Raw genomic sequence first — 24,966 nt, forward strand, 5'->3', positions numbered from 1 at the left:
TACAACTCATTCCTGGGAAAATGCAAACGCTATTCCTTGTTTTTCCAGTCCTTCAGCACGGCGAAAGGATTGGGTTTGCGCTCATCGGTCGTCTCGTCGGACTCGATATGGTCGGCAAACTGGCTGCCCGGCTTGCGGGGATAGGGATTGAGCGACAGCGCCACGAATTCCGCCACCACGACGCCCGCATCGATCGTATCGCCGACAAAGGTTTCCGGCAGGTCGGGGCCATCCGGATCGAGCACCATCTCGGCGCTGTCGCCGCTCACCAGGCGGGCAAGCTTGGAGCCTTCCGGAATGAAGATCTGCTCGAAGGGCTCGTCGATGATGTCGTCGACCGGCTCCAGCGTCACCACGCAGGCCTGCACCACATGCGCCTTCACCCGGCCCTTCAGCCGCACGCCATCCTTCTTCCAGCGCCCGACCTGCATCTCGGCGCTGAGCGATTCGACCGACAGCACCTGCCAGACCTCGGCCAGCGCCCGACGCTCCCGCTCACTGGCCTCCACATGCACGCTGACCGCATTGGCCGAGACATGCCCGACCTTCACGGGGTAGGAAAACGGCGCCACGGCGCCACGATCCGGGTTGGTAGTCACGATAAAACCTCACGTTTCTGGCGTCGGCAGCGCGAGAGTGCCACGCGCGATCGCGTCTTCGGGCACTTGCTTCAGCGCTGCTTCGGCAGTCATCATCCATCGGGCAAGCCCGTGCATCGCAGGGGCGTCGCTTGCGGCGGGGTGAAAGTTACGGCGCAGGGCCTCTTCCAGCCCTGCCGCGTCGCCGGCATCCATGGCTGCCGCATAGGATTGCAGGCGCCCGTAGAACATGCCGGCCAGCTTCTTCATGCGCTTGGGCACACCCTGATCGCCGATGCCAAGCTCTCGGATCGAATGGTCGATATCCTGGAAGAAGGCGTCGACGATCTCCTGCGCCAACTCCTGACCGCTGATGGGCGAGGTAGCCGTGCGCCGGAAAAACAGGATCATCACCACCGACAGCATCTCGAAGCGGCCCATCACCGTATCGGGCACGCCGAGATCCGTATAAAAGAAAGGAATGCGGGCAGCCGAAGTCAAGGCCGCATACTGGCGCTCGACGATGGCGCGGTTGCCATTTTTCCTGCGGAACAGACCAAAGATCATCAAACCCTGCACTCTTGCCCGTCAAACCGGGGACTGGCCACGCCAGCCGTGTTGCATGGAAGCGAAAGCTGGTTTACCGAAGCAGGCACGAATTGCAATGCCGTTCCGGCGTGGCAACCGCCGAGGGGCGGGAATTCGGGCAAAGCCTGCAGCGAAAGCGCGGGTGTTCGTGGAATAGCCACAATGCTGTCGCAGCACGGCGGTCTACGGAAGGCGGGATGGAACACATGAGGACAGCGTGTTGAGCAAGCGGGTGTTTGGGTCTCAAGTGAATATGGCCGGCAAGGCCGCGATTCTGGCGGTCAGCATGACGCTGGGACTGGCCGGGTGCAGCACCGGCATCGGCGAAACCATCTATAACGGCTATGTGCTGGACAAGGACGCCCTCGACCTGACGCCGGTGGGCTCCAGCCGCGAACAGGTTCTGCTGTCCATGGGCACCCCCTCCACGACGGCAACCTTCGACGGCGAGGTGTTCTACTACATTTCCCAGAAGCGCGAGCGCCCGGTCGCCTTCATGAAGCCGCGCATCGTCGAACAGACGGTCGTTGCCTATTACTTCGACAAGAAGGGCGTCGTTGCCCGCCGCGCGGTCTATACGCTGCAGGACGGCAAGGTGTTCGACACGATCACCCGCACGACCCCGACCGGCGGCCGCGACCTGACCTTCCTGCAGCAACTGCTGACGGGCGCCGGCTCCGGTGCCAATGCGGGCGCTGCCGCCTTCCGCAACCTGCTCGGCAACTGAGGCCGGGCAGACAAGCCGACATGCACGAAACCCGCGGATCGTCTCCGCGGGTTTCTTCGTTTCCGGATGGTGCTGCCGGGAATGTCCCGGCAGCCCTAACGTCCCGGCAGAGTCCCGTCAGGCAGCGAGAATGGCCAGCAGCAGCAGCGCCACGATATTGGTGATCTTGATCGCCGGATTGACGGCCGGGCCGGCGGTATCCTTGTAGGGATCGCCCACCGTATCGCCGGTGACGGAAGCCTTGTGCGCATCCGACCCCTTGAAGTGCTTCTGGCCGTCCTTGTCGACAAAGCCGTCCTCGAAGCTCTTCTTGGCATTGTCCCAGGCGCCGCCGCCGGAGGTCATGGAGATGGCGACGAACAGGCCGTTGATGATGACGCCGAGCAGCGAGGCGCCGAGCGCCGCAAAGGCCGAGGCCTTCGAGCCGGAAATCGCCAGCACGCCGAAATAGACGACGATCGGTGCCAGCACCGGCAGCAGCGATGGCAGGATCATTTCGCGAATCGCGGCACGGGTCAGCATGTCGACGGCGCGGCCGTAATCCGGCCGGTCCGTGCCCTGCATGATGCCCGGCTTTTCGCGGAACTGCCGGCGCACCTCTTCCACCACCGCGCCGCCTGCCTTGCCGACGGCCGTCATCGCCATGCCGCCGAACAGGTAGGGGATCAGGCCGCCGAAGATCAGGCCCGCAACGACGTAGGGATTGGAAAGGCTGAAGGAGATTTCGCCGACATCGGCGAAATAGGGATATTGCTGGCCGTTCGCGGCGAAGTAGCTGAGGTCATTGGCATAGGCCGCAAACAGAACCAGCGCGCCAAGCCCGGCCGAGCCGATGGCATAGCCCTTGGTGACGGCCTTCGTCGTGTTGCCAACCGCATCAAGAGCGTCGGTGGACTTGCGCACCTCAGGCGGCAGGCCCGCCATTTCGGCAATGCCGCCGGCATTGTCGGTAACCGGGCCGAAGGCATCGAGCGCCACGATCATGCCGGCAAGGCCCAGCATGGCGGTGACGGCGATGCCGGTGCCGAACAGGCCGCCCAGCTGATAGGTGGTGATGATGCCGCCGACGATGACGATGGCGGGCAGTGCGGTCGATTCCAGCGAGACGGCGAGCCCCTGGATGACATTGGTGCCGTGCCCGGTGACGGAGGCCTGGGCGATGGAATTGACCGGGCGCTTGTTGGTGCCGGTATAATATTCGGTGATCACCACGATCAGCGCTGTGACCACGAGGCCGAGGATGCCGCAGAAGAACAGGTTGCTGCCGGTGATCTCCTTGCCGGCCACCGTGCCGATGGCACCCCAGCCGATGGTGAGGCTGGTGGCGATGCCGAGGCCGACGATGGAGAGCAGGCCGGTGGCGATCAGCCCCTTGTAGAGCGCGCCCATGATCGAGCCATTGGCGCCGAGCTTGACGAAGAAGGTACCGGCAATCGAGGTGAGGATGCAGACCGCGCAGATGGCCAGCGGATAGAGCATGATGTCGGCCAGCATCGGAACGCCGGCAAAGAAGATCGCCGCCAGCACCATGGTCGCCACCACCGAGACGGCATAGGTCTCGAACAGGTCGGCCGCCATGCCGGCGCAATCGCCGACATTGTCGCCCACGTTATCGGCAATCGTTGCCGGATTGCGCGGGTCGTCTTCGGGAATGCCGGCTTCCACCTTCCCGACGAGATCGCCGCCGACATCGGCGCCCTTGGTGAAGATGCCGCCGCCGAGGCGGGCGAAGATCGAGATCAGCGAGGCGCCGAAGCCGAGCGCCACCAGCGCATCGATGACGTGCCGGCTGCCGGGCCCGTTGCCGAGGATATCGACCAGCACCCAGTAGTAGATCGACACGCCGAGCAGGGCGAGCCCGGCCACCAGCAGACCGGTGATCGCCCCGGACTTGAAGGCGATGTCGAGGCCGGCGGACAGGCTGTGCGAGGAGGCCTGGGCGGTGCGCACATTGGCGCGCACCGAGACATGCATGCCGATGAAGCCGGCCGCCCCCGAAAGGACGGCGCCGATGACGAAGCCGATGGCGGCAAGGCCGGACAAGAGCAGCCAGGTGCCGACGGTCACCACCGCGCCGACAATGGCGATCGTCATGTACTGGCGCGTCAGATAGGCCTGCGCGCCCTCCCGGATATAGCCGGCGATTTCCTGCATGCGCGGATTGCCCTGGTCCGCAGCCAGGACCGACCGTGTGGCCCAAGCGGCGTAGACCACCGACAAGAGCCCGCAGACGATCACACCCAGTATCACTGTCATACGATTGTTCCTCTCCCAAAAGTCCGGCCGCAGACATCGCGCCGGCGCGGAACGGCAAAACTCCCCTCCCAAGGAACTTTTGTTGCCGCTCGCCCGCGAGATTGCGGTTGCGATGAAATGGCGTCAAGGGCCTGCCCGGCAAGGGGTGGCCCGAGCCTACTTCAGGTGGGGGATAAGGTCCCTGCCAAACATCAAGCCGCCGCTGCCGGCTTGCGCCGCAGGATGAGCAGACCGATCAGACCGAGGCAGAGAATCGCAACCGGCCAGATGAACAGGTTCATGAAGGACCAGCCATAGGCCGTGAAGACCTTGCCGGAGGAGAAGGACGACAGCGCCACCGTGCCGAACAGGATGATGTCGTGGAAGCCCTGCACCTTGTCGGCCTCGTGCGGGCGATAGGTGGAGGCGACGATGGCGGTCGCGCCGATGAAGCCGAAGTTCCAGCCGATGCCGAGCAGCACCAGCGCCACCCAGAAGTTCCAGAGTTCGATGCCCATATGGGCAACAACGGCACAGCCCATCAGCGTGACGAGGCCCATGGCCACCACCTTTTCCGCGCCGAAGCGGGCGATGATCATGCCGGTGAAGAAGCTCGGCCCGAACATGGCAAGCACATGCCACTGGATGCCGAGGGTTGCGAGTTCCGTCGGGAAACCGCAGCCGACGACCATGGCAAGCGGCGCGCCCGTCATCACGAAGGACATCAGCGCATAGGTGCCAATGCCGCAGATCATGCCGGTGGCGAAACGCTGCGTGGTGATGATCTCCCGCAGCGGCCTGGCCGGCTGGCCGGTCGCCGAGGCGGCCGCCGGCTGTGGCAGTCTGAGGAAAACCAGGATGCCGATCGCGGCAAGGCAGAGCGGCACCAGCGCGAGGAAGGTTCCGGCGAAGGTGACCGGCTCGAACACATCCTTCGCCCAGATGGCGAGCTGCGGGCCGATGACCGCAGAAACGATGCCGGCGCCGAGAATCCAGGAGATCGCCTTGGGCTTGTAATGCGAGGGCGAGGCATCGGCGGCGGCAAAGCGGATCTTCTGGGTGAAACCGCCGCTGATGCCGATCAGCATCAGCGACAGCGCGAACAGCCAGAAATCGCCGCGAAACAGCGCGATGGTGGCAAGCGAACCGCCTGTGGCACCGATCAGCGCTCCGGTGATAAAGGCCGCCTGCCGGCCAAGGAAGCGGGAGACAACGGCAATGCCCATGGCGCCGAGCGCGGTGCCGACATTGAAGCCGGTGACCGGGGCGGTGGCCAGCGACTTGTCGGCGGCCAGCAACTGGTAGCCCGCCAGAGAGCCGACCGAAATGGCCATGGGGGCGGCCGAACCGAGGATCGCCTGGGCGGCGGCCAGGAAGGCGACATTGCGTTTGGCGGCCTTCAGCTGCCGTTCAAGTCCGTTGCCGCCCGTGCTGTCCATTGCAAACCGCCTATTTCTTCGCGTCGCCGCGCACCTGCTTGGCAATGCGGTCGAGAACCGCGTTGACGATCTTCGGCTCCTCGCCCTCGAAGAAGGCCTGGGCAATCTCGACATACTCCGTGACGATCACCGGCACGGGCACGTCCTTGCGTTCCAGGATTTCGAAGGTGCCGGCGCGCAGGATGGCGCGCAGCGTCGAATCGAGGCGGGACAGCGGCCAACCTTCCTGCAGGGTGGCGCGCACAAGCGGATCGATCTTCGTCTGGTCGCGCACGACGCCGGAGACGATCGAGCGGAACCAGGACGGATCGGCCTTCAGATAGGTATCGCCGTCAAGCTCCTGGCCGAGGCGATGTTCCTCGTATTCGGCCACCACTTCCAGCACGCCGGTGCCGCCGATATCCATCTGGTAGAGCGCCTGCACGGCGGCGAGACGGGCGGCACCCCGCTGGTTGGCCGGTTTCACCGGCTGCTGCAGATCCTTGGACATGGCTCAGGCACCCAGCTTTTCACGCAGCTCGATCATGGTGAGAGCCGCACGGGCTGCAAAACCGCCCTTGTCCTTGTCGCTCTTCTTCGCACGCGCCCAGGCCTGCTCGTCGTTCTCGACGGTCATGATGCCGTTGCCGATGGCCAGCGATTCCGACACGGCGAGATCCATCAGCGCGCGCGAGGATTCGTTGGCGACGATATCGAAATGGTAGGTTTCGCCACGGATGACCATGCCGAGGGCAACGAAACCGTCGTAATTGACACCGCCCTGTTCGGCCGCGTCGAGCGCCATGGCGATCGCCGGCGGGATTTCAAGCGCGCCCGGCACGGTGATCACGTCATAGGTGGCGCCTGCCTCTTCCAGCGCCGAGGTTGCGCCCTGCAGCAGCGCGTCGGCCATATCGTCGTAAAAACGGGCCTCGACGATGAGGAGATGAGGCTTCAGAGAATCGGTCATGGGTCGTCCTGGTCGCAATTCTGCGATTTGAGATGTTGGGAATTGGGGCGGTCAAACCACGGCGCGCGCGGAATGGCAAGCGATTTTCGCAAAGCTTCGGCTGGGCAAGCCCGCCGGAAGAGGTCAGATTGCCCGCTCGATTGCTGAAAGGGAGTCTCTCCACACATGACGAGCATGCCTGTTCTTGAAACGCAGCGCCTCATTCTGAGGCCGCATGTCACTGCCGATTACGACGATTTCCATGCACTCTGGGCCAATGAAGAGGTCGTGCGCTACATCGGCGGCAAGCCCTCGACCGCCGAGGCCAGCTGGATCCGCCTCCTGAACCGCGTCGGCATGTGGCACCACATGGGCTTCGGCTTCCTCGCCATCGAGGAGCGTGACAGCGGACGTTTCGTCGGCGAGGCGGGCTTTCACGAGGTGCGCCGGGAGATGACCCCTTCCCTCATCGGCACGCTGGAAACCGGCTGGGTTCTTCTGCCGGAATTTCAGGGCCAAGGCTATGCCCGCGAAGCCATGACCGCGATGATGGCCTGGGCGGACGAACGGTTTGCCGACCGGATGATGACGGCGCTCATCGCTCCGGAGAACACCCCGTCGCTCACGCTGGCGGACCGGCTTGGCTTTCGTGAATTCGCCCGCACCGACTATCATGGGGCGGTGGTCGTCCTGCGCCGGGAAGCCGCCTCCGGCGGGGCGGCGAACATGGCCAAGATTTAATCCGCATGACGCGCTGGTGAATTGGCTTTGAGGCTCATCGGCGCGACCATCCTCCCGGTCGGCAGCGGCGTGGCCGTATCCCGACCTCATGAGGAGGAATATTGCAATGAAACGCCTGATTACAGTGTGCATGACCGGCCTTCTGACCGCAGCCGCCCTTGCCGGCACCAGCCAGGCAGCGATGTCGGCGGCGGACCGAGCGCTGGCGGCGGATCACAATCCGCGCTTCCTGCTGATGCGGACCGACGAGATCGAGGACCACGTTACCCTGCAGGACTATCTCAACGGCCTGTCGCCGCAGAGCCCGGAGGTGAAAGCCCTGCAGGTGGCGATCCGCGAGAACCCGGTGCTGACGAAGGAGCTGCGGGCACAGGATGTCGAGATCGGCAACCTCATCTATGCGGATGAAGCCGCCGACGGCAGCTTCGTTCTCTACATGCGCTGATCCGTTGCCGGACCGATCCCGAATTGGCAGTGCGTCCGGCAGCCGGCCGGGCGCTACCGGTCAACCAGCCCTGGCGGCAGCCGGAAACTCCGCCAGGCGCGCCGCATAGCGGGCCATGGTATCCACTTCGAAATTGACGAAATCGCCCGCCTTGCGCTCGCCCCAGGTGGTGACTTCCAGCGTGTGGCGGATGAGCAGGATGTCGAAATCCGTGCCGTCTACTGCATTGACGGTAAGCGAGGTGCCATCCAGCGCCACCGACCCCTTCGGCGCGACGAAGCGCGCGAATTCCGCAGGTGCGCGGAGGCGGATGCGCACCGCCTCGCCTTCCGGCGTCACCGACAGGATTTCCGCCTTGCCATCGACATGGCCGGATACGATGTGACCGCCGAGTTCGTCGCCGATCTTCAGCGCCCGTTCGAGATTGACACGGGTGCCGACGCTCCAGGAGGCGATCGTCGTCAGCCGCAGCGCCTCTTCCCAGGCTTCCACCTCGTACCAGCGCATGTTGCTGTCGGCTTCCGACAGCTTCGTTACCGTGAGGCAGACGCCGGCATGTGAAATCGAGGCGCCGATATCGATCGTGGCCGGGTCGTAATTCGTGGCAATGCGCAGCCGGATGCCTTCATCGAGCGGCACCCGTTCCGACACGGTGCCGACATCCGTCACGATACCCGTAAACATTCGAATTCCCTTTCGTAATCGCAGCAGCTGTCCGCCCCGAAGCGCATGCGCCGGACGGGTTTGTAATCCTTCGGGATATCGTGCGCCGTGAGCGGCGATTCAATGCCGCCCTCGCCGATCATCGTTTCACCCTCGAAGAGCAGGATACGATCGACCAGACCGGCATCCAGGAAGGCGCGGGCGACGGAAGCGCCGCCCTCGACCAGAAGCGAGGAGAGACCGCGAGTGGCAAGCTGCGTCAGGAGATCCGGCAGGTCGGCGGCGTCGAGGATCTCGACACCGGTTGCGGTGAGGGCCTGGCGACGGAGGGCGAGATCTTCATCCGATATGGAAACGCCGGGAGCAAACACCTCGCTTGCATGCGCAGCAGAGAGTGGAGCAACCACCACGACCGGCACATCCCCCGCCGTCCGCACCAGTTTCGAGCTCAGCGGCAGGCGCAGATGGCGGTCGAGGACGATGCGGACCGGCGAGCGGTCTTCGAGACCCGGCAGCCTGACCGTCAGCTCCGGATCATCGGCGATCGCCGTGCCGATGCCGACAAGGATTGCGTCCATTTCGGCGCGCAGTGCATGCACCTGCGCGCGCGAGACCGGGCCGGTGATCGCCACCTGACCGGCATCGACGCGGCCGATCATGCCATCGGCCGAAACGGCAAGCTTCAGCGTGACATGCGGGCGGCCCTTCATCTGGCGCATGAGATAGGCTTCGAGCGCCTGGCGCCCCTCCTCCTCCAGCACGCCGCTGACCACCTCGATGCCGGCATCGCGCAGAATCGTCAGGCCGCGGCCGGAAACGCGCGGATCCGGATCGGTGAGGCAGACGACGACGCGGGCAATGCCGGCCGCGACCAGCGCATTGGCGCAGGGCGGCGTCCTGCCGTAATGCGAGCAGGGTTCAAGCGTGACATAGGCGGTTGCGCCACGGGCGCGCTGGCCGGCAAGTTCCAGCGCCTGTGTCTCGGCATGCGGACGCCCGCCACGCGCCGTCACGGCGGAACCGAGGATCACGCCGTCCCGGACGATGAGGCAACCGACGGAAGGATTGGTGGCTGTGAGCCCGGTGTGACGGCGCGACAGCCGGATGGCGGCCGCCATGAAGCGCCGGTCCTCGGGCGTCACGGCCATGGGCTCAGGACTCCGCCGTCGAATCGCGACCGATCTTCGCGTTGATTTCGGCAATCACCTTCTCGAAATCCTCGGCATGCGAGAAATCGCGGTAGACCGAGGCATAACGGACAAAGGCCACGTCATCGAGGCTCTTCAGCGCTTCCAGCACCTGCAGGCCGATCTGTTCGGAGGAGATCTCGCTCTCGCCGGAGCTTTCGAGCCGTCGCACGATGCCGGATACCGCCCGCTCGATGCGATCGGCATCGACCGGGCGCTTGCGCAGCGCAATCTGGAACGACCGCACCAGTTTGTTGCGGTCGAAGGGCACCTTGCGGCCGGTCTTCTTGGTCACCGTCAGCTCGCGCAGCTGCACGCGCTCGAAGGTGGTGAAGCGCCCGCCGCAATCCGGGCAGATGCGCCGCCGGCGGATGGAGGTGAAATCCTCCGCCGGACGCGAATCCTTGACCTGGGTGTCTTCGGAACCGCAATAGGGGCAGCGCATCAGCCGGAATGCCTCTTACATGTAGGGGTACATCGGGAAACGGTCGGTGAGAGCCACGACCTTTTCGCGCACGGCGGCTTCCACGGCGGCATTGCCCTCATCCGAATTGGCGACCTTCAGGCCGTCGAGAACCTCGACGATCAGGTTGCCGATCTCGGCGAATTCGGCTTCCTTGAAGCCGCGCGTCGTGCCGGCCGGCGTGCCGAGGCGGACACCGGAGGTGACGAAGGGCTTTTCCGGATCGAACGGGATGCCGTTCTTGTTGCAGGTGATGAAGGCGCGGCCGAGGGCTGCTTCCGCCCGCTTGCCGGTTGCATTCTTCTTGCGCAGGTCGACCAGCATCAGGTGGTTGTCGGTACCGCCGGAAACGATGTCGAGATTGTGCTTGATCAGCGTCTCGGCCAGCGTCTTTGCGTTCTTCACCACCTGGGCGGCATAGTCCTTGAATTCCGGCTGCAGCGCCTCGCCGAAGGCAACGGCCTTGGCGGCGATCACATGCATCAGCGGACCACCCTGCAGGCCCGGGAAGACGGCCGAGTTGAACTTCTTCGCCAGATCCTCGTCATTGGTGAGGATCATGCCGCCGCGCGGACCGCGCAGCGACTTGTGCGTGGTGGAGGTCGCCACGTGGCAGTGCGGGAACGGCGACGGGTGCACGCCACCGGCCACCAGACCGGCGATGTGGGCCATGTCGACCATCAGATAGGCGCCGACCGAATCGGCGATCTCGCGGAAGCGCTTCCAGTCCCAGATGCGGGAATAGGCGGTGCCGCCGGCAATGATCAGCTTCGGCTTGTGCTCTTCGGCCTTGCGGGCCACCTCGTCCATGTCGAGCTGGTGATCTTCCTCGCGCACGCCGTAGGAGACGACGTTGAACCACTTGCCGGACATGTTGACCGGCGAACCATGCGTCAGGTGACCGCCCGAGTTCAGGTCGAGACCCATGAAGGTATCGCCCGGCTGCAGCAGCGCCAGGAACACGGCCTGGTTCATCTGGGAACCGGAATTCGGCTGGACGTTGGCGAAATTGACGCCGAACAGCTTCTTGGCGCGCTCGATCGCGAGTTCTTCCGCGATATCGACGAACTGGCAGCCGCCATAATAGCGCTTGCCCGGATAGCCTTCGGCATACTTGTTGGTCATGATCGAGCCCTGCGCTTCCAGCACGGCGCGGGACACGATGTTTTCCGAAGCGATCAGCTCGATCTCGTGACGTTGACGACCGAGTTCCTTCTCGATCGCGCCAAAGATTTCCGGATCGGACTCGGAGAGCGGACGGGAGAAGAATGCATCTCGATGCGACATGTCAGGGCTCCTGCAAGAAACTGATGCGATGGCGTCATATCCCCCCGCCCCGGCAAGGGCAATACGTGCAGCGACATTTGCCGGGGAGGCAGCGACCAAATTGATACGCGGAGCGCTTTCCAGTGGATCTGCGCTGCGGCAGAGGGTCGCGCGCAAGCGGCAAGATGCCGTCAGGCGCGCAGGTAGCCGCAGGCCATCAGCGCCAGGCTGAGGGCGGCCACATGCATCGACTGGCGGATCTCGCCCGTGCGCAGGGCAGCGATGACATCCGCGACCGGCATCAGGTGTACGCTCATCCCCTCCTCGCCCGCCTCCAGCTCGGGCACCCGTTCGAAGGTGACGCCACGCGCCAGGAAGGTGTGGACACGGTTGGTGTTGGTGGCCGGATTGGCATAGAGCGAACAGACCGCCGTGGGCAGTTCTGCCACGCGGTACCCGGTTTCCTCCAGAAGTTCGCGCGCAGCGGCCTGTGCCAGCGACGGATCCTCGGCATCGGCGACGCCACCCGGCAGTTCGGTGACCCACGTGGCGACGGCATGGCGATACTGGCGCACCAGCACCACCTCCTCGGACGCGGTGATCGCCACGATGTTCACCCAGTCGGCATAGCTGAGGACGTAGTAGGGGCTGATCTCGCGGCCGGAGGGCGTTTCACAGGCATCTGCCCGCAGGTCGATCCAGCGGTCCTTCAGCAGGCACTCGGAACGGAGCACTTTCCAGTTCTTTTCCATGGACTTTCCCCTGCCTTGCCCGCCGCTCATGAAAATGGCCGCCCGTCCGGGGCGGCCATTGCAAATGCGAGATCCTTTACCGCGTCACTGCTGCGGCAGCATGTCGTCGTCAATCGGGCCGGCGCTCTGCTCGACGCCGGTCTTGGTCTGCAGCGCAAGCTCGGTTGCGCCGTCACGCTGATAGATGTCATCGCGGAACTGCACGACGCCGTCCTTGGCGGACCAGGCGGTGATGTAGACGAAATAGACCGGCACCTCGACCGCAAGCTTGATCGGGTTGTTCTGGCGCGAGGCAATGACGCGCTCGATTTCCTGGCGCGACCAGCCGGGCGTGTCGCGCAGCAACCAGGTGATCAGGTCGCGCACGTTCTGCACGCGCACGCAGCCAGACGACTCGAAGCGCATCAGCTTGTTGAACAGGCCCTGCTGGGGCGTGTCGTGCATGTATTCGTTGTTCGGGTTGTGGAAGTTGATCTTGGTGGACGCCATGGCATTGTTCTTGCCGGGGTCCTGCCGGAACATCAGGTTCGGTGCCTTGGGGGCGAACCAGTCCACGGTTTCCGGCGCCACTTCCTGGCCGCGGCCGTCGAACAGGCGGATGTTGTTGCGCGACAGATAGGTCGGATCCTTGCGCATCAGCGGCACGATGTCCTTCTCGATGATCGAGCGGGGCGCCGTCCAGTAGGGATTGAGGATGACCTCGTAGATCTTGGAATTGATGATGTGCGTCGGACGATCGATGCGTCCGACGACGGCCGTGTTGCGCAGCACCACGCGACCATTCTCCACCGCCTCGATATAGGCGGCCGGAATGTTCACCATCACGTAGCGTTCGCCCAAATCGCCGGACATGGCCTGGACGCGCACAAGATTGGTTTCCAGCTGGCCAAGGCGGGTCTGGGCCGGAATGTTCATCGCCTTCAGCGTGTAATCGCCGAGCACGCCATCGATCGGCAGGCCATGACGGGCCTGGAAGCGCTTGACGGCGCCATCGACGTAGGAATCGAAGGAATTGGACATGCCCGCCGAGCGCGGCAGATCGCCGGCGATCATCAGGCGCTGGCGAAGCTGCTGCACCACCGGATCGACGGTGCCGATGCGCATGCCGGCCTGGGCAGGCATCACTTCCGGCCAGCCGCCATTGGCGACGATGGTCTGGTAGGTGGAGATCGCCTGCTGGATGTACATAGGCGAGGCCGGGCCGAGCACCGGATTGTTGGACACGACATCCACGGCAGTGCGCGAGGCGGCATTGGCATCGAACTGGTCATCCCAGGTGCCGCGCTGCGGGGCGGAAATGATTTCCTGCAGCGCATCCTGCGCCAGCGCAGGGGCCGCGAGAGCCACCGCCCCCAGGGAAGCAGCCGACCGCAGCACGGTCCGGCGGGACAGAAGTTCGGATTCGCTCTTTTTCGACATCATTCGATCCACGTTATCCGCAAGCACATCACGGGTGCCTACAACGATATGGTTAACAAAGCTTCCTGTGGCGATGTTCCGCGCCGCAATTCGCGGGGCGGCCCGGCCATTTTAGAAAGCCGGAAGATTCCACAACCGGATATGGCGGGTCCCATAGCAATATGGCCATATCTTGTCAGCAGAAAGCCGCTCACGCCTGCGTGTTGCGATGTGAGTTTTGCCGGCTGTTGCACGGGGTCATCGCCCGCGGCGCTGCCAACGCGAAAACCGGATGCGCAGGGGACGCATCCGGTTCCGATCGCGACTGGAGGCTCTGGGTTCAGTCAGCGGCGATGGGGGTCGCAAGGAATGGGTTGAGGAGCCGGAGCGCTGCGGCACGCCCGGATCACAGGCGGTACATGATCGAGTCGTTCCAGAAGCGGTCGAGGCGCTGCAGCAGCTTGTTCATCTGGGCGAACTCGCCCTCGCCGATGCCGCCGACCTTCTCGATGGAGCCGATGTGACGCTCGTAGAGCCTTGCCACGACCTCGGCGATCTCCTGACCCGACTTGGTCAGGCTGATGCGGACCGAGCGGCGGTCGATGCGCGAGCGCTGGTGATTGATGAAGCCAAGATCGACAAGCTTCTTGACGTTATACGAAACGTTAGAGCCGAGGTAGTATCCACGCGAGCGCAGTTCGCCCGCCGTCAGTTCGGAGCTTCCGATATTGAAGAGCAGAAGGGCCTGCACGGCATTGACGTCGTCGCGACCCTGCCGGTCGAACTCGTCCTTGATGACATCGAGCAGTCGCCGATGCAGTCGCTCGACCAGATGCAGCGACTCCATGTAGAGGCTGCGGATGGTTTCATCCTGGGCGTCGGCCACAGACTGCGCCTGCGGCTTGATCTTGGTGTTCAACATGTCTGCCTCACTGTTTCGTTTGGCGGTGTCTGTTTTCCCGCCTTGTGAGAGACACTATCGAATGCGCATAAAATTCGACTTAAAACACAGGGCTAACAAGGGTTTAACCGGTGGAACACCGATGCCCGCCCCTGCTGCGGCCCGCCGGCAGACCCGGCTCGCCCCCTTGTTTTTCAAGCACTTGCCGGAGTTTTTCGCCGCAAGAGAAACCGGAAATCCGTCGAAATCAGGGTAAATCGACCCTTACCCGCTCCTCCTGCTTGCGCCGTTCGTCCAGCCATATGGCCAGCCGGAAGACGGCGTAAAGCAGCGCGACGAGCCCGTGCATCAGCGGAATGATGAGATTGCGGCCGAAGATGTCCGGCCATACCTGATACATCGCGATCTGGATGCCGGCGGCGATTGCCCACAATACCGGGCCCCAGGAGACGGCAAGCCAGAGGCCGAGCGCTGCCACCGGATAAACCACGGCAAGCGACGCAGCGGCTGCGCGCCAGGGAAGATTGAGCAGGTCGAAGCGGGCACGGCCCTCGAAGGAATAGCCGACGAGCATGCCCCAGTACTGCAGGCCGAACCACAGGCAGACCACCGCGATCAACCGGAGGAAGACCACGAACAGGATCTCGGTGAGACTGAGCCTCGGTGTCGCGGGTGAATCAGCGTCCATGGCGCGGAAGATAGACCGGTTCTTTGCCGCCCGCCAGCCAGCAGGGCAGTTTTGGCCGGGAGAGCGCCATGTCCGGCGTCTGGTCCGCCGGCCCTGGCTTGCACCGCCCTCTGCCGCCCCTTACCTGCGGCAGCCTGCCCCTTCGCAAACCGGCCGGCTGCATGTTAAGCCAGCCGCATTGCCTGGAACCGACGAAAGCGAGACCGCCATGAACGACAAGACCCACCTCGTGGACGAGATCACCGGCCACCGTCGCATGCGGCGCAACCGCAAGGCCGACTGGACGCGCCGTCTCGTGCAGGAAAACCGCCTGACGGTGGATGACCTGATCTGGCCGATCTTCATCGTTCCGGGCGAAAACATCGTCGATCCGATTCGCGCCATGCCGGGCGTCAACCGCATGAGCGTCGACAAGGCGGTGGAGGCGATCCGCGAGGCGGCCGATCTTGGCATTCCGGCGGTTGCTCCCTTCCCCGACGTGGAGATGGAGAAGCGCGATCCCACGGGCTCAGAGATCCTCGCGCGCGACAACCTGATCAACCTGTTCACCCGCGCGGTGAAGCAGGCCGTGCCGAACATCGGACTGATCACCGACGTGGCGCTCGATCCGTTCACCAGCCACGGCCATGACGGCATCCTGCGCGACGGGGTCATCGTCAATGACGAGACGGTGGACCAGGTGGCGCGCGCCGCCGTGATGCAGGCCGATGCCGGTGCCGATATCATCGCACCGTCGGAAATGATGGATGGACGCATCGGCGCGATCCGCCGCGCGCTCGACGCGGCCGGCCACCAGGATGTCGGCATCATGTCCTATGCCACCAAGTTCGCCTCCGGCTTCTACGGTCCCTATCGCGAGGCGATCAACACCGGCGGGCTGCTGAAGGGCGACAAGAACAGCTATTACATCAGCCCGGCAAACGGCACCGAGGCGCTGCGCGACGCGGCGATGGATGTGGAGGAAAGCGCCGACATGCTGATGGTCAAGCCGGGCATTGCCTATCTCGACATCTGCTGGCGCATGAAGGAAGCCTTCGGCCTGCCGACCTTCGCCTATCAGGTCTCCGGCGAATACACGCAGATCAAGGCAGCCGCGATGAACGGCTGGATCGACGGCGAGCGGATCATGATGGAGACGCTGCTCTGCTTCAAGCGCGCCGGCTGCGACGGCATCCTCACCTACTTTGCCGTGGATGCGGCGCGCAAACTGAAGGGCGCCTGACGTTTCGGCAACGGGCGAGGATCCCGACGCGATCGGCGCCCGCTCCCTTGTGGAGCGCGCCGCAACACCCCATATCCGGCGGGAACAACGGAGCCCGAAGACCATGTCGCTGGACAATTCCCCCATCATTGCCGCACCGGACGACTGGCGCGCCTATAGCGGTGTGCTGTCCCGACGCGTGCTGGCCTTCATCGTTGATTACGTGATGGTGCTGCTGCTGTGCATTCCGGCCTCGGTGGTGGTGTTCTTCCTCGGCGTCATCACGCTCGGCCTCGGGTGGTTCCTGTATTCGGCACTGTTTGTCATCGTCGCCCTGCTCTATTTCGGCATGACGCTCGGCGGCCGCACGCAGGCCTCTCCCGGCATGCGGATGATGGGGCTCGTGATGCTGCGTCTCGACGGCCGGCGGATCGACTTCCTGACGGCCGTCGTCCACATGGTGCTGTTCTGGATCCTGAACTCGGTGCTGACGCCGCTCATCCTGCTGGCCGGCCTGTTCACCAACCGCTCGCGCCTGGTTCATGACCTGCTGCTCGGCACGGTGATTGCCCGCGCCGACTGAGCCGCCGGCCATCGCCTCCGCGACGCCTGTGCGCGGAGGCCCTTCCGGGAAGGTTGACGTTTTCCCAACTTGCGCCATGCTATTGCCGTGGCGCTCGCAAATCATGTTGCGGAACCCACGGATTTCAGCGGTATTTCTTGCAACGAAGGTCCATTTGCGCGGATGAACACACAGGCGACGCCCTCTCCGCAGTTTTATCTGACAGCCCCGGCAGCATGTCCCTACCTTCCCGGTGAGATGGAACGCAAGGTCTTCACCCATCTGGTCGGCCAGCGGGCGACAGAGATGAACGATCTCCTGACGCAGGGCGGTTTCCGCCGATCGCAGAACATTGCCTATCGTCCCGCCTGCGAGGGCTGCCGCGCCTGTGTTTCCGTGCGCATCCTCGCCAATGAATTCGTGCCCAACCGCACCATGCGCAAGCTGATCGCCGCCAATGCCGATCTCGTCGGCACCATGCTGCCGGCCCAGCCCTCCACCGAGCAGTTCGCCCTGTTCCGCCGTTATCTGGACGACCGCCATCCGCGCGGCGGCATGTCCGACATGTCGGCGCTCGACTACGCGATCATGGTGGAGGACACACATGTGAACACGCGCCTCATCGAATATCGCAAGCGGGTGCCCGGCGCCGGGCTCGGCGACCAGCCGAAGGGCGAACTGGTGGCCGTGGCGCTGACCGACCTGATGAGCGACGGCCTCTCCATGGTCTATTCCTTCTTCAACCCGAAGCTCGACCGCCGCTCGCTCGGCACCTTCATGATCCTCGACCACATTGCCCGCACCCACCAGATGGGCCTGCCGCATGTCTATCTCGGCTACTGGGTGCGCGGCTCGGCCAAGATGCACTACAAGACCCGCTACCAGCCGCAGGAACACCTGACACCGCGCGGCTGGGAACGCTATAGCGAGGCGGACGACAGCGAGGGTTGAGCGATTGAAGAGTACGGCAATCCATGTTATAACACAGTTGCAACATGGAGCAATCTCATGAACGTGACCGTTCGCAAGATAGGCAATTCCGAAGGCATCATCATCCCGAAGGAGGTCCTTGATCGCCTGGGCGTGCGCGCTGGCGACACGCTTGAACTGAAGGAAGAAGCAGGTGCTTTGACCATGCGACCAAGCGACGAGGATTTCCAGCGCCAGTTGGCGGCAGCTGAACTGCTGATGGAAAAGTATAAGGTCGCGTTGAAGAAGCTCGCCGAATGAGCGACGTCCGCTTTCTGTCCAAAGCTCTGATCATCGAACTTCATAAACGACAGATCGCTCGCTTCGGCGGGGCGGACGGACTACGCGACGTCGGCCTTCTGGAATCGGCCTTGGCGCGTCCGGTCGACCGCAATCTTTACGGAAGCGACAATCTGACCGAACTGGCCGCAGCCTATCTGTTCGGCCTTGCGAGGAACCATGCTTTCGTCGATGGCAACAAACGTATCGCCATTGTCGCAGCCGGTGTGTTCCTAATGGAGAACGGTTTGATGATCGAAGTCACGGATGCGGCGATGTTTTCCTTCGTCATGGCAGTCGCGGCAGGCGAAATTGATGAAGAAGGTTGCATGCAGTTCCTGCGTGACCACACGGTACCTTATCCTGCGGCAACGCCATAATGACATGACCAACTGCCCCTCTGCACTCAGCCGCTGAACTTGCCGCTGCGCGGAAAACCCTTCGGCACGGTGCGGCCGGCGGTGGCGCGGTCGGCCAGCCATTCGGCCAGTTCGTCCTTGTTGCGGGTGAAGATGCGGCCGGCGCTGTCTTCCCAGGTCAGGCCGTCGGCCAGCGCGAAACACTTGATGTCGGAAATGCCGCCATCCTTGTAACGCTGCAGGCGCACGCCCTTGCCGCGGGTCATTTCCGGCACCTGCGCCAGGGGGAAGACCAGCAGCTTGCGGTTTTCACCAACCACCGCCACATGGTCGCCGCTGACGGGCACGAGCAGCTTCGTCTCGTCGGGCATCGACACGTTCATGATCTGCTTGCCCTTGCGGGTATTGGCGATCATTTCGCTTTCCGCCACCACGAAGCCGTTGCCGGCGGTGGAGGCGATGATCAGCTTGCGAGCCGGATCATGCACGAAGGCGGTCAGCACATCCTGGTCGTTTTCCATGTCGACCATGATGCGGATCGGCTCTCCATGACCGCGTCCGCCCGGCAGCTTGTCGGCGCCGAGCGTGTAGGCCTTGCCGCCGGTGGTGACGAGCAGCAGCTTGTCGGTGGTCTGGGCCGGGAAGGCGAGCTTCGGTCCGTCGCCTTCCTTGAAGGTGAGGCCGGAGGTATCGGCGATGTGTCCCTTCAGCGCGCGGATCCAGCCCTTCTGCGAGATGACGACGGTGATCGGTTCCTTCTCGATCATCGCCTGCTGGATGGCCTCGACATCGGCATCCGGCGCCTCGGCGAACTGCGTCAGGCGGGCAAACGGCTTGCCACGCCCCTTGGCGAAGGTCTTGCGGACCTCCTTGATCTCGTGCTCGATGACCTTCCACTGCTTGTCGTCGGAGGCGAGCAGCGATTCGATCTCGGCCTTTTCCTTGCTGAGATTGTCGAACTCGGTGCGGATCTCGAATTCTTCCAGCTTGCGCAGATTGCGCAGGCGCATGTTGAGGATCGCGTCCGCCTGCACCTCGGTGAGGTTCCAGCGCGCCATCATCACGCCCTTCGGCTCATCCTCCTCGCGGATGATGCGGATCACCTCGTCGAGGTTGAGATAGGCGACCAGAAGGCCGCCCAGCACTTCAAGGCGCCGGTCGATGGCGGCGAGCCGGAAGCGCGAACGCCGGATCAGCACCTCCTTGCGGTGCTGCAGCCATTCGAGCAGGACCTCGTTCAGCGCCATCACCTTGGGTACGCGCCCCATGGAGAGCACGTTCATGTTGAGCGGGAAGCGGCTTTCCAGCTCGGTGAGGCGGAACAGCGATTCCATCAGCAGCGTCGCATCGACCGTGCGGCTCTTCGGCACCAGAACGATGCGGATATCTTCGGCCGATTCGTCGCGGATGTCTTCCAGCAGCGGCAGCTTGCGGGCCACCAGAAGCTCGGCGATCTTCTCGATCAGCCGCGATTTTTGCACCTGGTAGGGAATTTCGGTGATGACGATCTGGTAGCCGCCGCGACCCAGATCCTCGGTCTCCCACTTGGCGCGCACGCGAAAACCGCCGCGGCCGGTCCGGTAGGCCTCGATAATCTGCTCGCGGCTGTCGATGATGATGCCGCCTGTCGGCATATCGGGGCCGGGAATGAATTCGACCAGTTTCTCGATGGAGGCATCGGGATGGCGGATGAGATGCAGCGCCGCATCGCAGAGTTCATGCGCATTGTGCGGCGGAATGGACGTCGCCATGCCGACGGCGATGCCGGAGGCACCATTTGCCAGCAGGTTCGGGAAGGCGCCCGGCAGAACCGTCGGTTCCTCGTCCTCCTCGTTGTAGGTGGGGCGGAAATCCACCGCATCCTGGTCGACGCCTTCGAGCAGAAGGGCCGCGACCTCGGTCATGCGCGCTTCGGTGTAACGATAGGCTGCGGCGCTGTCGCCGTCGATATTGCCGAAATTGCCCTGCCCGTCGACGACCGGATAACGCTGCGAGAAATCCTGGGCGAGACGCACCAGCGCGTCATAGACCGACTGGTCGCCATGCGGGTGGAACTTACCGATGACATCGCCGACGATACGGGCACACTTCTTGAAGGCCGAGTTGGGGCGAATACCCATCTCGCTCATGGCGTGGATGATGCGGCGATGCACCGGCTTCAAGCCGTCGCGCACGTCGGGCAGCGCCCGGTGCATGATGGTCGACAGCGCATAGGCGAGGTAACGCTCTTCCAGCGCCGCCTTCAGGTCGATCGGCAGGATATGGTCGTCGCCGCCGTCGCCGGGCGGTGGTGTCAGGTTCTGTCCCATGCCGCATTGCTACCGGAAAGGCGAATTGCGGGCAAGAAAAGCCGCCAAACCGCCTGTGGATGAAGGCCTGCGGCGGGCACGCAGGCCGATTTTTTGTGATCCGCAGGCCGTGGACCTTTAACGGAGAGCGCCTATAAGTGTTGAGAAATACAACCAAGGCCAAGCTGAGCCGCCTGGAGGACACCGATGACCCTTTTTCGTTCAACCCGCACCCTGCTAGCCGGCTGCATGCTGGCGCTGGCCGCAGCACCGGCCTGGGCACTGGACGGCACCGACCTTCTGAACAAGATCACCGCAGCCGCCAATCTCGAGCCCGCCAATCTGGCCGTCACCGGCATCGACGTCTCGGGCGAGCGAGTCACGCTGAAGGGCCTGTCGGTCGGCGAAGGCAGTGGCGATCGGCTGACCGTGGGCGATGTGGTGCTGGACGGGGTGACGGAAGAGGCCGACGGCAGCTATGCTATCGAAAAGGTCTCCTTCCCGGACGTGAACATCACCGAGGACACGACGCAGATCACCGCCTCCGACATGTATCTCGCCGACGTGGTCGTTCCGGCCGATGCCAGCGCCGGAACCATCGATTCGATGCTGTTCTACGGCGAGGCCCATATGGGGCCGATGCAGATGACCGCCGCCGGACAGCAGGTGCTGGCGGTCCGCGAGGTCTCGGTGACCATGGACCGGCATCAGGACAAGCCGGGCATCCGCTTTGACGGAACCATCGACGGCGTTGCCGCCAATCTTTCCACCATCGATGACGTGCAGACGCGCGACGCACTGGAAAGTCTCGGCCTGACGAAGATCGACGGCAAGATCACCATGCAGGGCGACTGGGAAGCCGAAAGCGGAACCGTCGAGGTGAGCGAATATGCCTTCGACTTCGCCAATATCGGCCGGCTCGACATCACCGGCAGCCTGTCCGGCTACACGCCCGCCTTCATCAAGGCCGTGCAGGAAACCACCCGCACGCTGCAGGAAAACCCGAACAAGGAAGCCGCCCAGCAGGCGCAGATGTTCGCCATCTTCGGCCTGCTGCAGCAGTTGAGCTTCAACCAGGCACAGATCCGCTTCGACGATTCCGGCATCACGAACCGGGCGCTTGCCTTCAGCGGCAAGAAGCAGGGCGTGTCTGCCGACCAGATGGCGCTGATGGTCAAGGGAGCGGCGCCGCTCGTCGTGGCGCAGTGGAACATTCCGTCCCTGCAGAACAGCCTGTCGAAGGCCATCACCGCCTTCATCGACAATCCGCGCAACTTCACCATTACTGCCGAGCCGAAGGAACCGGTGCCCTTCCCGCTGATCCTCGGCGCAGCCCAGTCGGCACCGAACACGCTGCCGGACATTCTCGGCGTCAGCGTTTCGGCCAACGAATAGCCGCAAGGCGGCCGGGGCCCGCTTCGCCGGGGCGGGCCTCAGGCAACCCCGAGCGCCAGCGTGCGCAGCGCGCCGGCCACCTCGCTCTGGCGCCGCAGCATGGCATCCAGTTCACCGACCGGCATCGGCCGGCCATAGAGAAATCCCTGCAGTTCGTGGCAGCCATGGGCAAAGGCCCAGTCGGCCGCGACCTGTGTCTCGATGCCTTCCGCCACGATCCGCACCTGCATGAAATTGCACATGTCGATGACGAGCCTGAGGATCTGCTCGTTGCGTGGCAGGCCGCCGATCAGGCTGCGATCGATCTTGATGCAGTCGACGGCCATCTCGTTGAGGCGGGCGAGATTGGAATAGCCGGTGCCGAAATCATCGATGGCGATCCGCACGCCGAGCGCACGCACCTGCTCCAGGTTCTCGTGCACCACCGGATTGCTCTCCAGCAGCAGCGTTTCGGTCAGCTCCAGTTCGAGCCGGTCCGGATCGACGCAGTAGCAGGCCAGCAGCCTTCGAACGAGCGCGGCAAATTCCACCTCGCACAGCTGGCGTAGCGAAACATTCACCGATATCGCGAGATCGAATCCCTGCTGTGCCCAGATGCGCTGCTGGCGCAGGGCCTGCTCAAGGATCGATGCGCCGATCTGGGAGATAAGGCCGGCCTTTTCCGCCAGAGGAATGAATTCACAGGGCGAGACAAGCCCGCGCTCCGGATGGTTCCAGCGCGCCAGCGCCTCGACGGCGACGATCCGCCCCGCGCCCGCCGCGCAGCGCGGCTGGTAGTACGGCTCGATCTGTCCGCGCCGCAGCGCCTCGCGCAGGTCCGCCAGAAGCTCCATGCCGTCATCGTTGCGGCTGCGCATGCGCTCGTCATAGATCCGGTACTGGTTGCGCCCGGCGGCCTTCGCCTCGTACATCGCCAGATCCGCCTTCTGCATCAGAAGCTGCGGATCGCTGCCCTGCTCGGGAAAACGGGCAATGCCGATGCTCGGCGTGACCATCAGCCGGCGCCGCTCCGCCTGCACCGGCAATGCCAGCTGCGCCAGGATGCGACCGGCGAGATCCTCGATGCGGCCCGCCTCGTGCGGCTCCTCCGCCGCCAGAAACAGGAATTCGTCGCCGCCGAGCCGCACCACGGCATCATGCCGGCCGCGCAGTTCAAAGAGCCGGCGGGCCACCTCCATCAGCACCGCATCGCCCTGCAGATGGCCGAGCGTGTCGTTGATGGCCTTGAACTGGTCGAGATCGATGAACAGCACGCCGATGCCGGCCCCGGTCTCCTCGGCCCGCTTCACCAGCCCTTCGAACAGCAAGGGCATGGCCAGCCGGTTCGGCAGGCCGGTCAGCGGGTCGTGATGGGCGCGCGAATGGGCCAGCGCCTCGGCCTCCTTCAGCTCGCTGACATCGGTTTCGCTGATGAGAATCGACGGCTGGCCGGACGCCGGATCGTGGCAGGCGCGCGCCGTCAGCTCGTGCCAGCGCACGCCGCGCGAGGTATAGACTTCGGCAATCAGGCTCACCTCGCCGGTTGCGCCGACGCCGGAAAGCAGCGCCTGGCAATCCTCCTCCCGGACGAACCTGCGGGCGAGCTGGTCGTGATTGGCATCGAAACTGGCACGGGCAGCCGGATTGCAGTACAGCGTGCGGCCGCTACGGTCATGCAGGGAGATCATCAGCTGGGTGTGCAGCAGCGCGTCGGCGCTGCGCAGCGCCTCCGGCTGCTGGCCAGCCTCCTCCCGCCCCTCGCAGAGCATGGCCATGCGCCCGTCATCCAGCGCGATCCCGCTGAAGCGCACGCGCAGGGGACGCGGCACGCCGCGTGGATAAAGCGTCCACATTTCGGTGAAGGTCGCATCGCGCTCGACAAAATCGGCCTGGTACTGCTTCAGGCGGCGCTCAACGGCAGGCGACATGCCCTGCTTCAGATCGCGGGCATAAAGCTCTTCCGGCGTTTCGGCCACCCACAGGTCCAGCGCCGCCGCATTGGCCCAGACGACCCGGCCGTGATCGATGTCGAACACCCAGACTGCCGTGCTCAACCGCTCCAGCACCCAGCGGCTCCTGGCGGCAAGACCCGCCGCGAAGCCGGGTGGCGGAGGCGCCGCGCGGGCGATGCCCTCGCTCATGCAGCACATCCGCTCGAAAAGGGCGTGGCGCTGGCGCAGAGCGCGGAGAGCGGCACATGGCCCGGCTGCTGGCGCACACGCTCCATCCAGGTACAGACGGAGGGAAAGGCCTGCAGGTCGATCCCCGCCTCGTCGCCCACATGCACATAACCGTAAAGCGCGATGTCGGTGATGCCGTAGCGATCGCCCAGCATGTAGTCATGACCCGCCAGGTGCGCATCGAGCGTGGCAAGACCGGCGCGGGCCTTGTCCTGCCACGCGGCGATCTCCGCCTCGCGCCCCCGGCCAAGATGCGGCGCGATATGGCCGAGGAAGCGGGCCGGCGAAATGTTCGGCTCAAGCTTCGACTGTTCGAAAAACATCCACTGCAGGCTCCTGGCACGATCGAGCGCGCTGCCCGGCATCAGATGCGAGCCCTCGGCGATCAGCCAGAGCATGGCATTGGACTCCCCGATGCCCACGCCCTCCTCCGTCACGAGATAGGGAACGGCACCGGCCGGATTGATGCGGCGGAACGCTTCGCCGCGGGTCTCCCCCTTCAGCACATCAACCTCAAGTACAGAAAACGCGATATCAAGCTGACACAAAGTCAGGAACGGCTTGAAGCAGTTTCCCGACCCTCTCGTGGCGTAAAGCATGTACATCCGAAAACCCTCTCCTCCGAGAACGTCTTACGTTACGCCGGGCAGGATTGAAAAACCGTTGCGGAAAACCTTCGGGTACGACCGAGCCTTGCCGGCATATCCTCACACCGGCAAAAGATTTTGGCAACTTTTTTCAGAATCCGGCAAAAT

General features: G+C 64.0%; 26 protein-coding genes. 9 read left to right on the plus strand and 17 right to left on the minus strand.

What is annotated here, in order from left to right; all coding sequences use genetic code 11:
* Window positions 1-29: 29 nt before the first annotated feature.
* Both KLP42_RS00570 and KLP42_RS00575 read right to left on the minus strand, forming a co-directional pair.
* Window positions 30-599: a YceD family protein gene (locus KLP42_RS00570; RefSeq protein ID WP_215563805.1), complete on the minus strand. Its 570-nt coding sequence runs from the start codon at window positions 597-599 to the stop codon at window positions 30-32.
* Window positions 600-608: 9 nt separating this feature from the next.
* Window positions 609-1,145, minus strand: a complete 537-nt coding sequence (locus KLP42_RS00575) for a ubiquinol-cytochrome C chaperone family protein (RefSeq protein ID WP_215563807.1) — start codon at window positions 1,143-1,145, stop codon at window positions 609-611.
* A 274-nt stretch (window positions 1,146-1,419) separates the two neighbouring features.
* Here KLP42_RS00575 and KLP42_RS00580 point away from each other — a divergent pair, with 274 nt between their 5' ends.
* Window positions 1,420-1,893 carry an outer membrane protein assembly factor BamE gene (locus tag KLP42_RS00580; RefSeq protein WP_215563809.1) on the plus strand — a complete coding sequence of 158 codons (474 nt, stop codon included), beginning with the start codon at window positions 1,420-1,422 and terminating at the stop codon, window positions 1,891-1,893.
* A gap of 117 nt (window positions 1,894-2,010) precedes the next feature.
* Here KLP42_RS00580 and KLP42_RS00585 read toward each other — a convergent pair whose 3' ends face one another.
* From KLP42_RS00585 to ribH, 4 genes are all read right to left on the minus strand, one after another.
* Window positions 2,011-4,149 carry a sodium-translocating pyrophosphatase gene (locus KLP42_RS00585; protein ID WP_215563811.1) on the minus strand — a complete coding sequence of 713 codons (2,139 nt, stop codon included), beginning with the start codon at window positions 4,147-4,149 and terminating at the stop codon, window positions 2,011-2,013.
* 191 nt (window positions 4,150-4,340) lie between these two features.
* A complete protein-coding gene (locus KLP42_RS00590; RefSeq protein WP_215563813.1) occupies window positions 4,341-5,567 on the minus strand; it encodes an MFS transporter in 1,227 nt (408 codons plus the stop codon).
* Window positions 5,568-5,577: 10 nt separating this feature from the next.
* The gene (nusB, locus tag KLP42_RS00595; RefSeq protein WP_215563814.1) at window positions 5,578-6,057 is read right to left on the minus strand and encodes a transcription antitermination factor NusB; all 480 of its coding nucleotides are present in this window, start codon (window positions 6,055-6,057) and stop codon (window positions 5,578-5,580) included.
* A 3-nt stretch (window positions 6,058-6,060) separates the two neighbouring features.
* Window positions 6,061-6,516, minus strand: a complete 456-nt coding sequence (gene ribH, locus KLP42_RS00600) for a 6,7-dimethyl-8-ribityllumazine synthase (protein ID WP_215563816.1) — start codon at window positions 6,514-6,516, stop codon at window positions 6,061-6,063.
* A gap of 165 nt (window positions 6,517-6,681) precedes the next feature.
* Between ribH and KLP42_RS00605 the strand changes: the two genes are divergently transcribed.
* Together KLP42_RS00605 and KLP42_RS00610 are read left to right on the plus strand one after the other, a co-directional pair.
* On the plus strand, window positions 6,682-7,236 hold the full coding sequence (locus KLP42_RS00605; RefSeq protein WP_215563818.1) for a GNAT family N-acetyltransferase: 555 nt from the start codon (window positions 6,682-6,684) through the stop codon (window positions 7,234-7,236).
* A gap of 106 nt (window positions 7,237-7,342) precedes the next feature.
* Window positions 7,343-7,681, plus strand: a complete 339-nt coding sequence (locus tag KLP42_RS00610) for a hypothetical protein (protein WP_215563820.1) — start codon at window positions 7,343-7,345, stop codon at window positions 7,679-7,681.
* A gap of 60 nt (window positions 7,682-7,741) precedes the next feature.
* On the opposite strand, the gene KLP42_RS00615 is transcribed toward KLP42_RS00610, so the two are convergent.
* From KLP42_RS00615 to KLP42_RS00650, 8 genes are all read right to left on the minus strand, one after another.
* Entirely contained in the window at window positions 7,742-8,365 is a 624-nt protein-coding gene (locus KLP42_RS00615) for a riboflavin synthase (protein ID WP_215563822.1), read from the minus strand.
* Window positions 8,347-9,492, minus strand: coding sequence for a bifunctional diaminohydroxyphosphoribosylaminopyrimidine deaminase/5-amino-6-(5-phosphoribosylamino)uracil reductase RibD (gene ribD / locus KLP42_RS00620; protein WP_215563824.1), 1,146 nt, complete (start codon window positions 9,490-9,492; stop codon window positions 8,347-8,349). Before ribD ends, KLP42_RS00615 begins: the two co-directional genes overlap by 19 nt.
* 4 nt (window positions 9,493-9,496) lie before the next feature.
* On the minus strand, window positions 9,497-9,976 hold the full coding sequence (nrdR, locus tag KLP42_RS00625; RefSeq protein ID WP_143125518.1) for a transcriptional regulator NrdR: 480 nt from the start codon (window positions 9,974-9,976) through the stop codon (window positions 9,497-9,499).
* 15 nt (window positions 9,977-9,991) lie between these two features.
* Window positions 9,992-11,281, minus strand: coding sequence for a serine hydroxymethyltransferase (gene glyA / locus KLP42_RS00630; protein ID WP_215563826.1), 1,290 nt, complete (start codon window positions 11,279-11,281; stop codon window positions 9,992-9,994).
* Between the two features lie 170 nt (window positions 11,282-11,451).
* The gene (locus KLP42_RS00635; protein WP_215563827.1) at window positions 11,452-12,012 is read right to left on the minus strand and encodes an NUDIX hydrolase; all 561 of its coding nucleotides are present in this window, start codon (window positions 12,010-12,012) and stop codon (window positions 11,452-11,454) included.
* Window positions 12,013-12,096: 84 nt separating this feature from the next.
* Complete coding sequence (locus KLP42_RS00640) at window positions 12,097-13,431, minus strand: L,D-transpeptidase family protein (protein ID WP_215564786.1); 1,335 nt, start codon at window positions 13,429-13,431, stop codon at window positions 12,097-12,099.
* 385 nt (window positions 13,432-13,816) lie between these two features.
* On the minus strand, window positions 13,817-14,329 hold the full coding sequence (gene ldtR, locus KLP42_RS00645) for a transcriptional regulator LdtR (RefSeq protein ID WP_215564787.1): 513 nt from the start codon (window positions 14,327-14,329) through the stop codon (window positions 13,817-13,819).
* Window positions 14,330-14,558: 229 nt separating this feature from the next.
* Complete coding sequence (locus tag KLP42_RS00650) at window positions 14,559-14,999, minus strand: DUF6163 family protein (RefSeq protein WP_215563829.1); 441 nt, start codon at window positions 14,997-14,999, stop codon at window positions 14,559-14,561.
* Between the two features lie 208 nt (window positions 15,000-15,207).
* Between KLP42_RS00650 and hemB the strand changes: the two genes are divergently transcribed.
* The 5 genes from hemB to KLP42_RS00675 all read left to right on the plus strand — a co-directional run bounded on the left by hemB (window position 15,208) and on the right by KLP42_RS00675 (window position 18,390).
* Window positions 15,208-16,221, plus strand: a complete 1,014-nt coding sequence (gene hemB / locus KLP42_RS00655) for a porphobilinogen synthase (RefSeq protein WP_215563831.1) — start codon at window positions 15,208-15,210, stop codon at window positions 16,219-16,221.
* A 103-nt stretch (window positions 16,222-16,324) separates the two neighbouring features.
* Window positions 16,325-16,783 carry an RDD family protein gene (locus KLP42_RS00660; RefSeq protein ID WP_215563833.1) on the plus strand — a complete coding sequence of 153 codons (459 nt, stop codon included), beginning with the start codon at window positions 16,325-16,327 and terminating at the stop codon, window positions 16,781-16,783.
* Window positions 16,784-16,945: 162 nt separating this feature from the next.
* On the plus strand, window positions 16,946-17,713 hold the full coding sequence (locus KLP42_RS00665) for an arginyltransferase (protein WP_215563835.1): 768 nt from the start codon (window positions 16,946-16,948) through the stop codon (window positions 17,711-17,713).
* 57 nt (window positions 17,714-17,770) lie between these two features.
* Window positions 17,771-17,992 carry an AbrB/MazE/SpoVT family DNA-binding domain-containing protein gene (locus tag KLP42_RS00670; protein ID WP_215563837.1) on the plus strand — a complete coding sequence of 74 codons (222 nt, stop codon included), beginning with the start codon at window positions 17,771-17,773 and terminating at the stop codon, window positions 17,990-17,992.
* Entirely contained in the window at window positions 17,989-18,390 is a 402-nt protein-coding gene (locus KLP42_RS00675) for a type II toxin-antitoxin system death-on-curing family toxin (RefSeq protein WP_215563839.1), read from the plus strand. The genes KLP42_RS00670 and KLP42_RS00675 overlap by 4 nt, the downstream gene beginning before the upstream one ends.
* A gap of 26 nt (window positions 18,391-18,416) precedes the next feature.
* On the opposite strand, the gene parC is transcribed toward KLP42_RS00675, so the two are convergent.
* Window positions 18,417-20,678 carry a DNA topoisomerase IV subunit A gene (gene parC / locus KLP42_RS00680; RefSeq protein ID WP_215563841.1) on the minus strand — a complete coding sequence of 754 codons (2,262 nt, stop codon included), beginning with the start codon at window positions 20,676-20,678 and terminating at the stop codon, window positions 18,417-18,419.
* A gap of 186 nt (window positions 20,679-20,864) precedes the next feature.
* Here parC and KLP42_RS00685 point away from each other — a divergent pair, with 186 nt between their 5' ends.
* The gene (locus KLP42_RS00685; RefSeq protein WP_215563843.1) at window positions 20,865-22,052 is read left to right on the plus strand and encodes an aq_1923 C-terminal domain; all 1,188 of its coding nucleotides are present in this window, start codon (window positions 20,865-20,867) and stop codon (window positions 22,050-22,052) included.
* Window positions 22,053-22,090: 38 nt separating this feature from the next.
* Here KLP42_RS00685 and KLP42_RS00690 read toward each other — a convergent pair whose 3' ends face one another.
* Entirely contained in the window at window positions 22,091-24,172 is a 2,082-nt protein-coding gene (locus KLP42_RS00690) for a putative bifunctional diguanylate cyclase/phosphodiesterase (RefSeq protein ID WP_215563845.1), read from the minus strand.
* A complete protein-coding gene (locus KLP42_RS00695; protein WP_215563847.1) occupies window positions 24,169-24,816 on the minus strand; it encodes a glutathione S-transferase family protein in 648 nt (215 codons plus the stop codon). Before KLP42_RS00695 ends, KLP42_RS00690 begins: the two co-directional genes overlap by 4 nt.
* Between the last annotated feature and the right edge of the window lie 150 nt (window positions 24,817-24,966).

Source organism: Rhizobium sp. CSW-27, from assembly GCF_018760785.1.
Lineage (GTDB): Bacteria > Pseudomonadota > Alphaproteobacteria > Rhizobiales > Rhizobiaceae > Neorhizobium.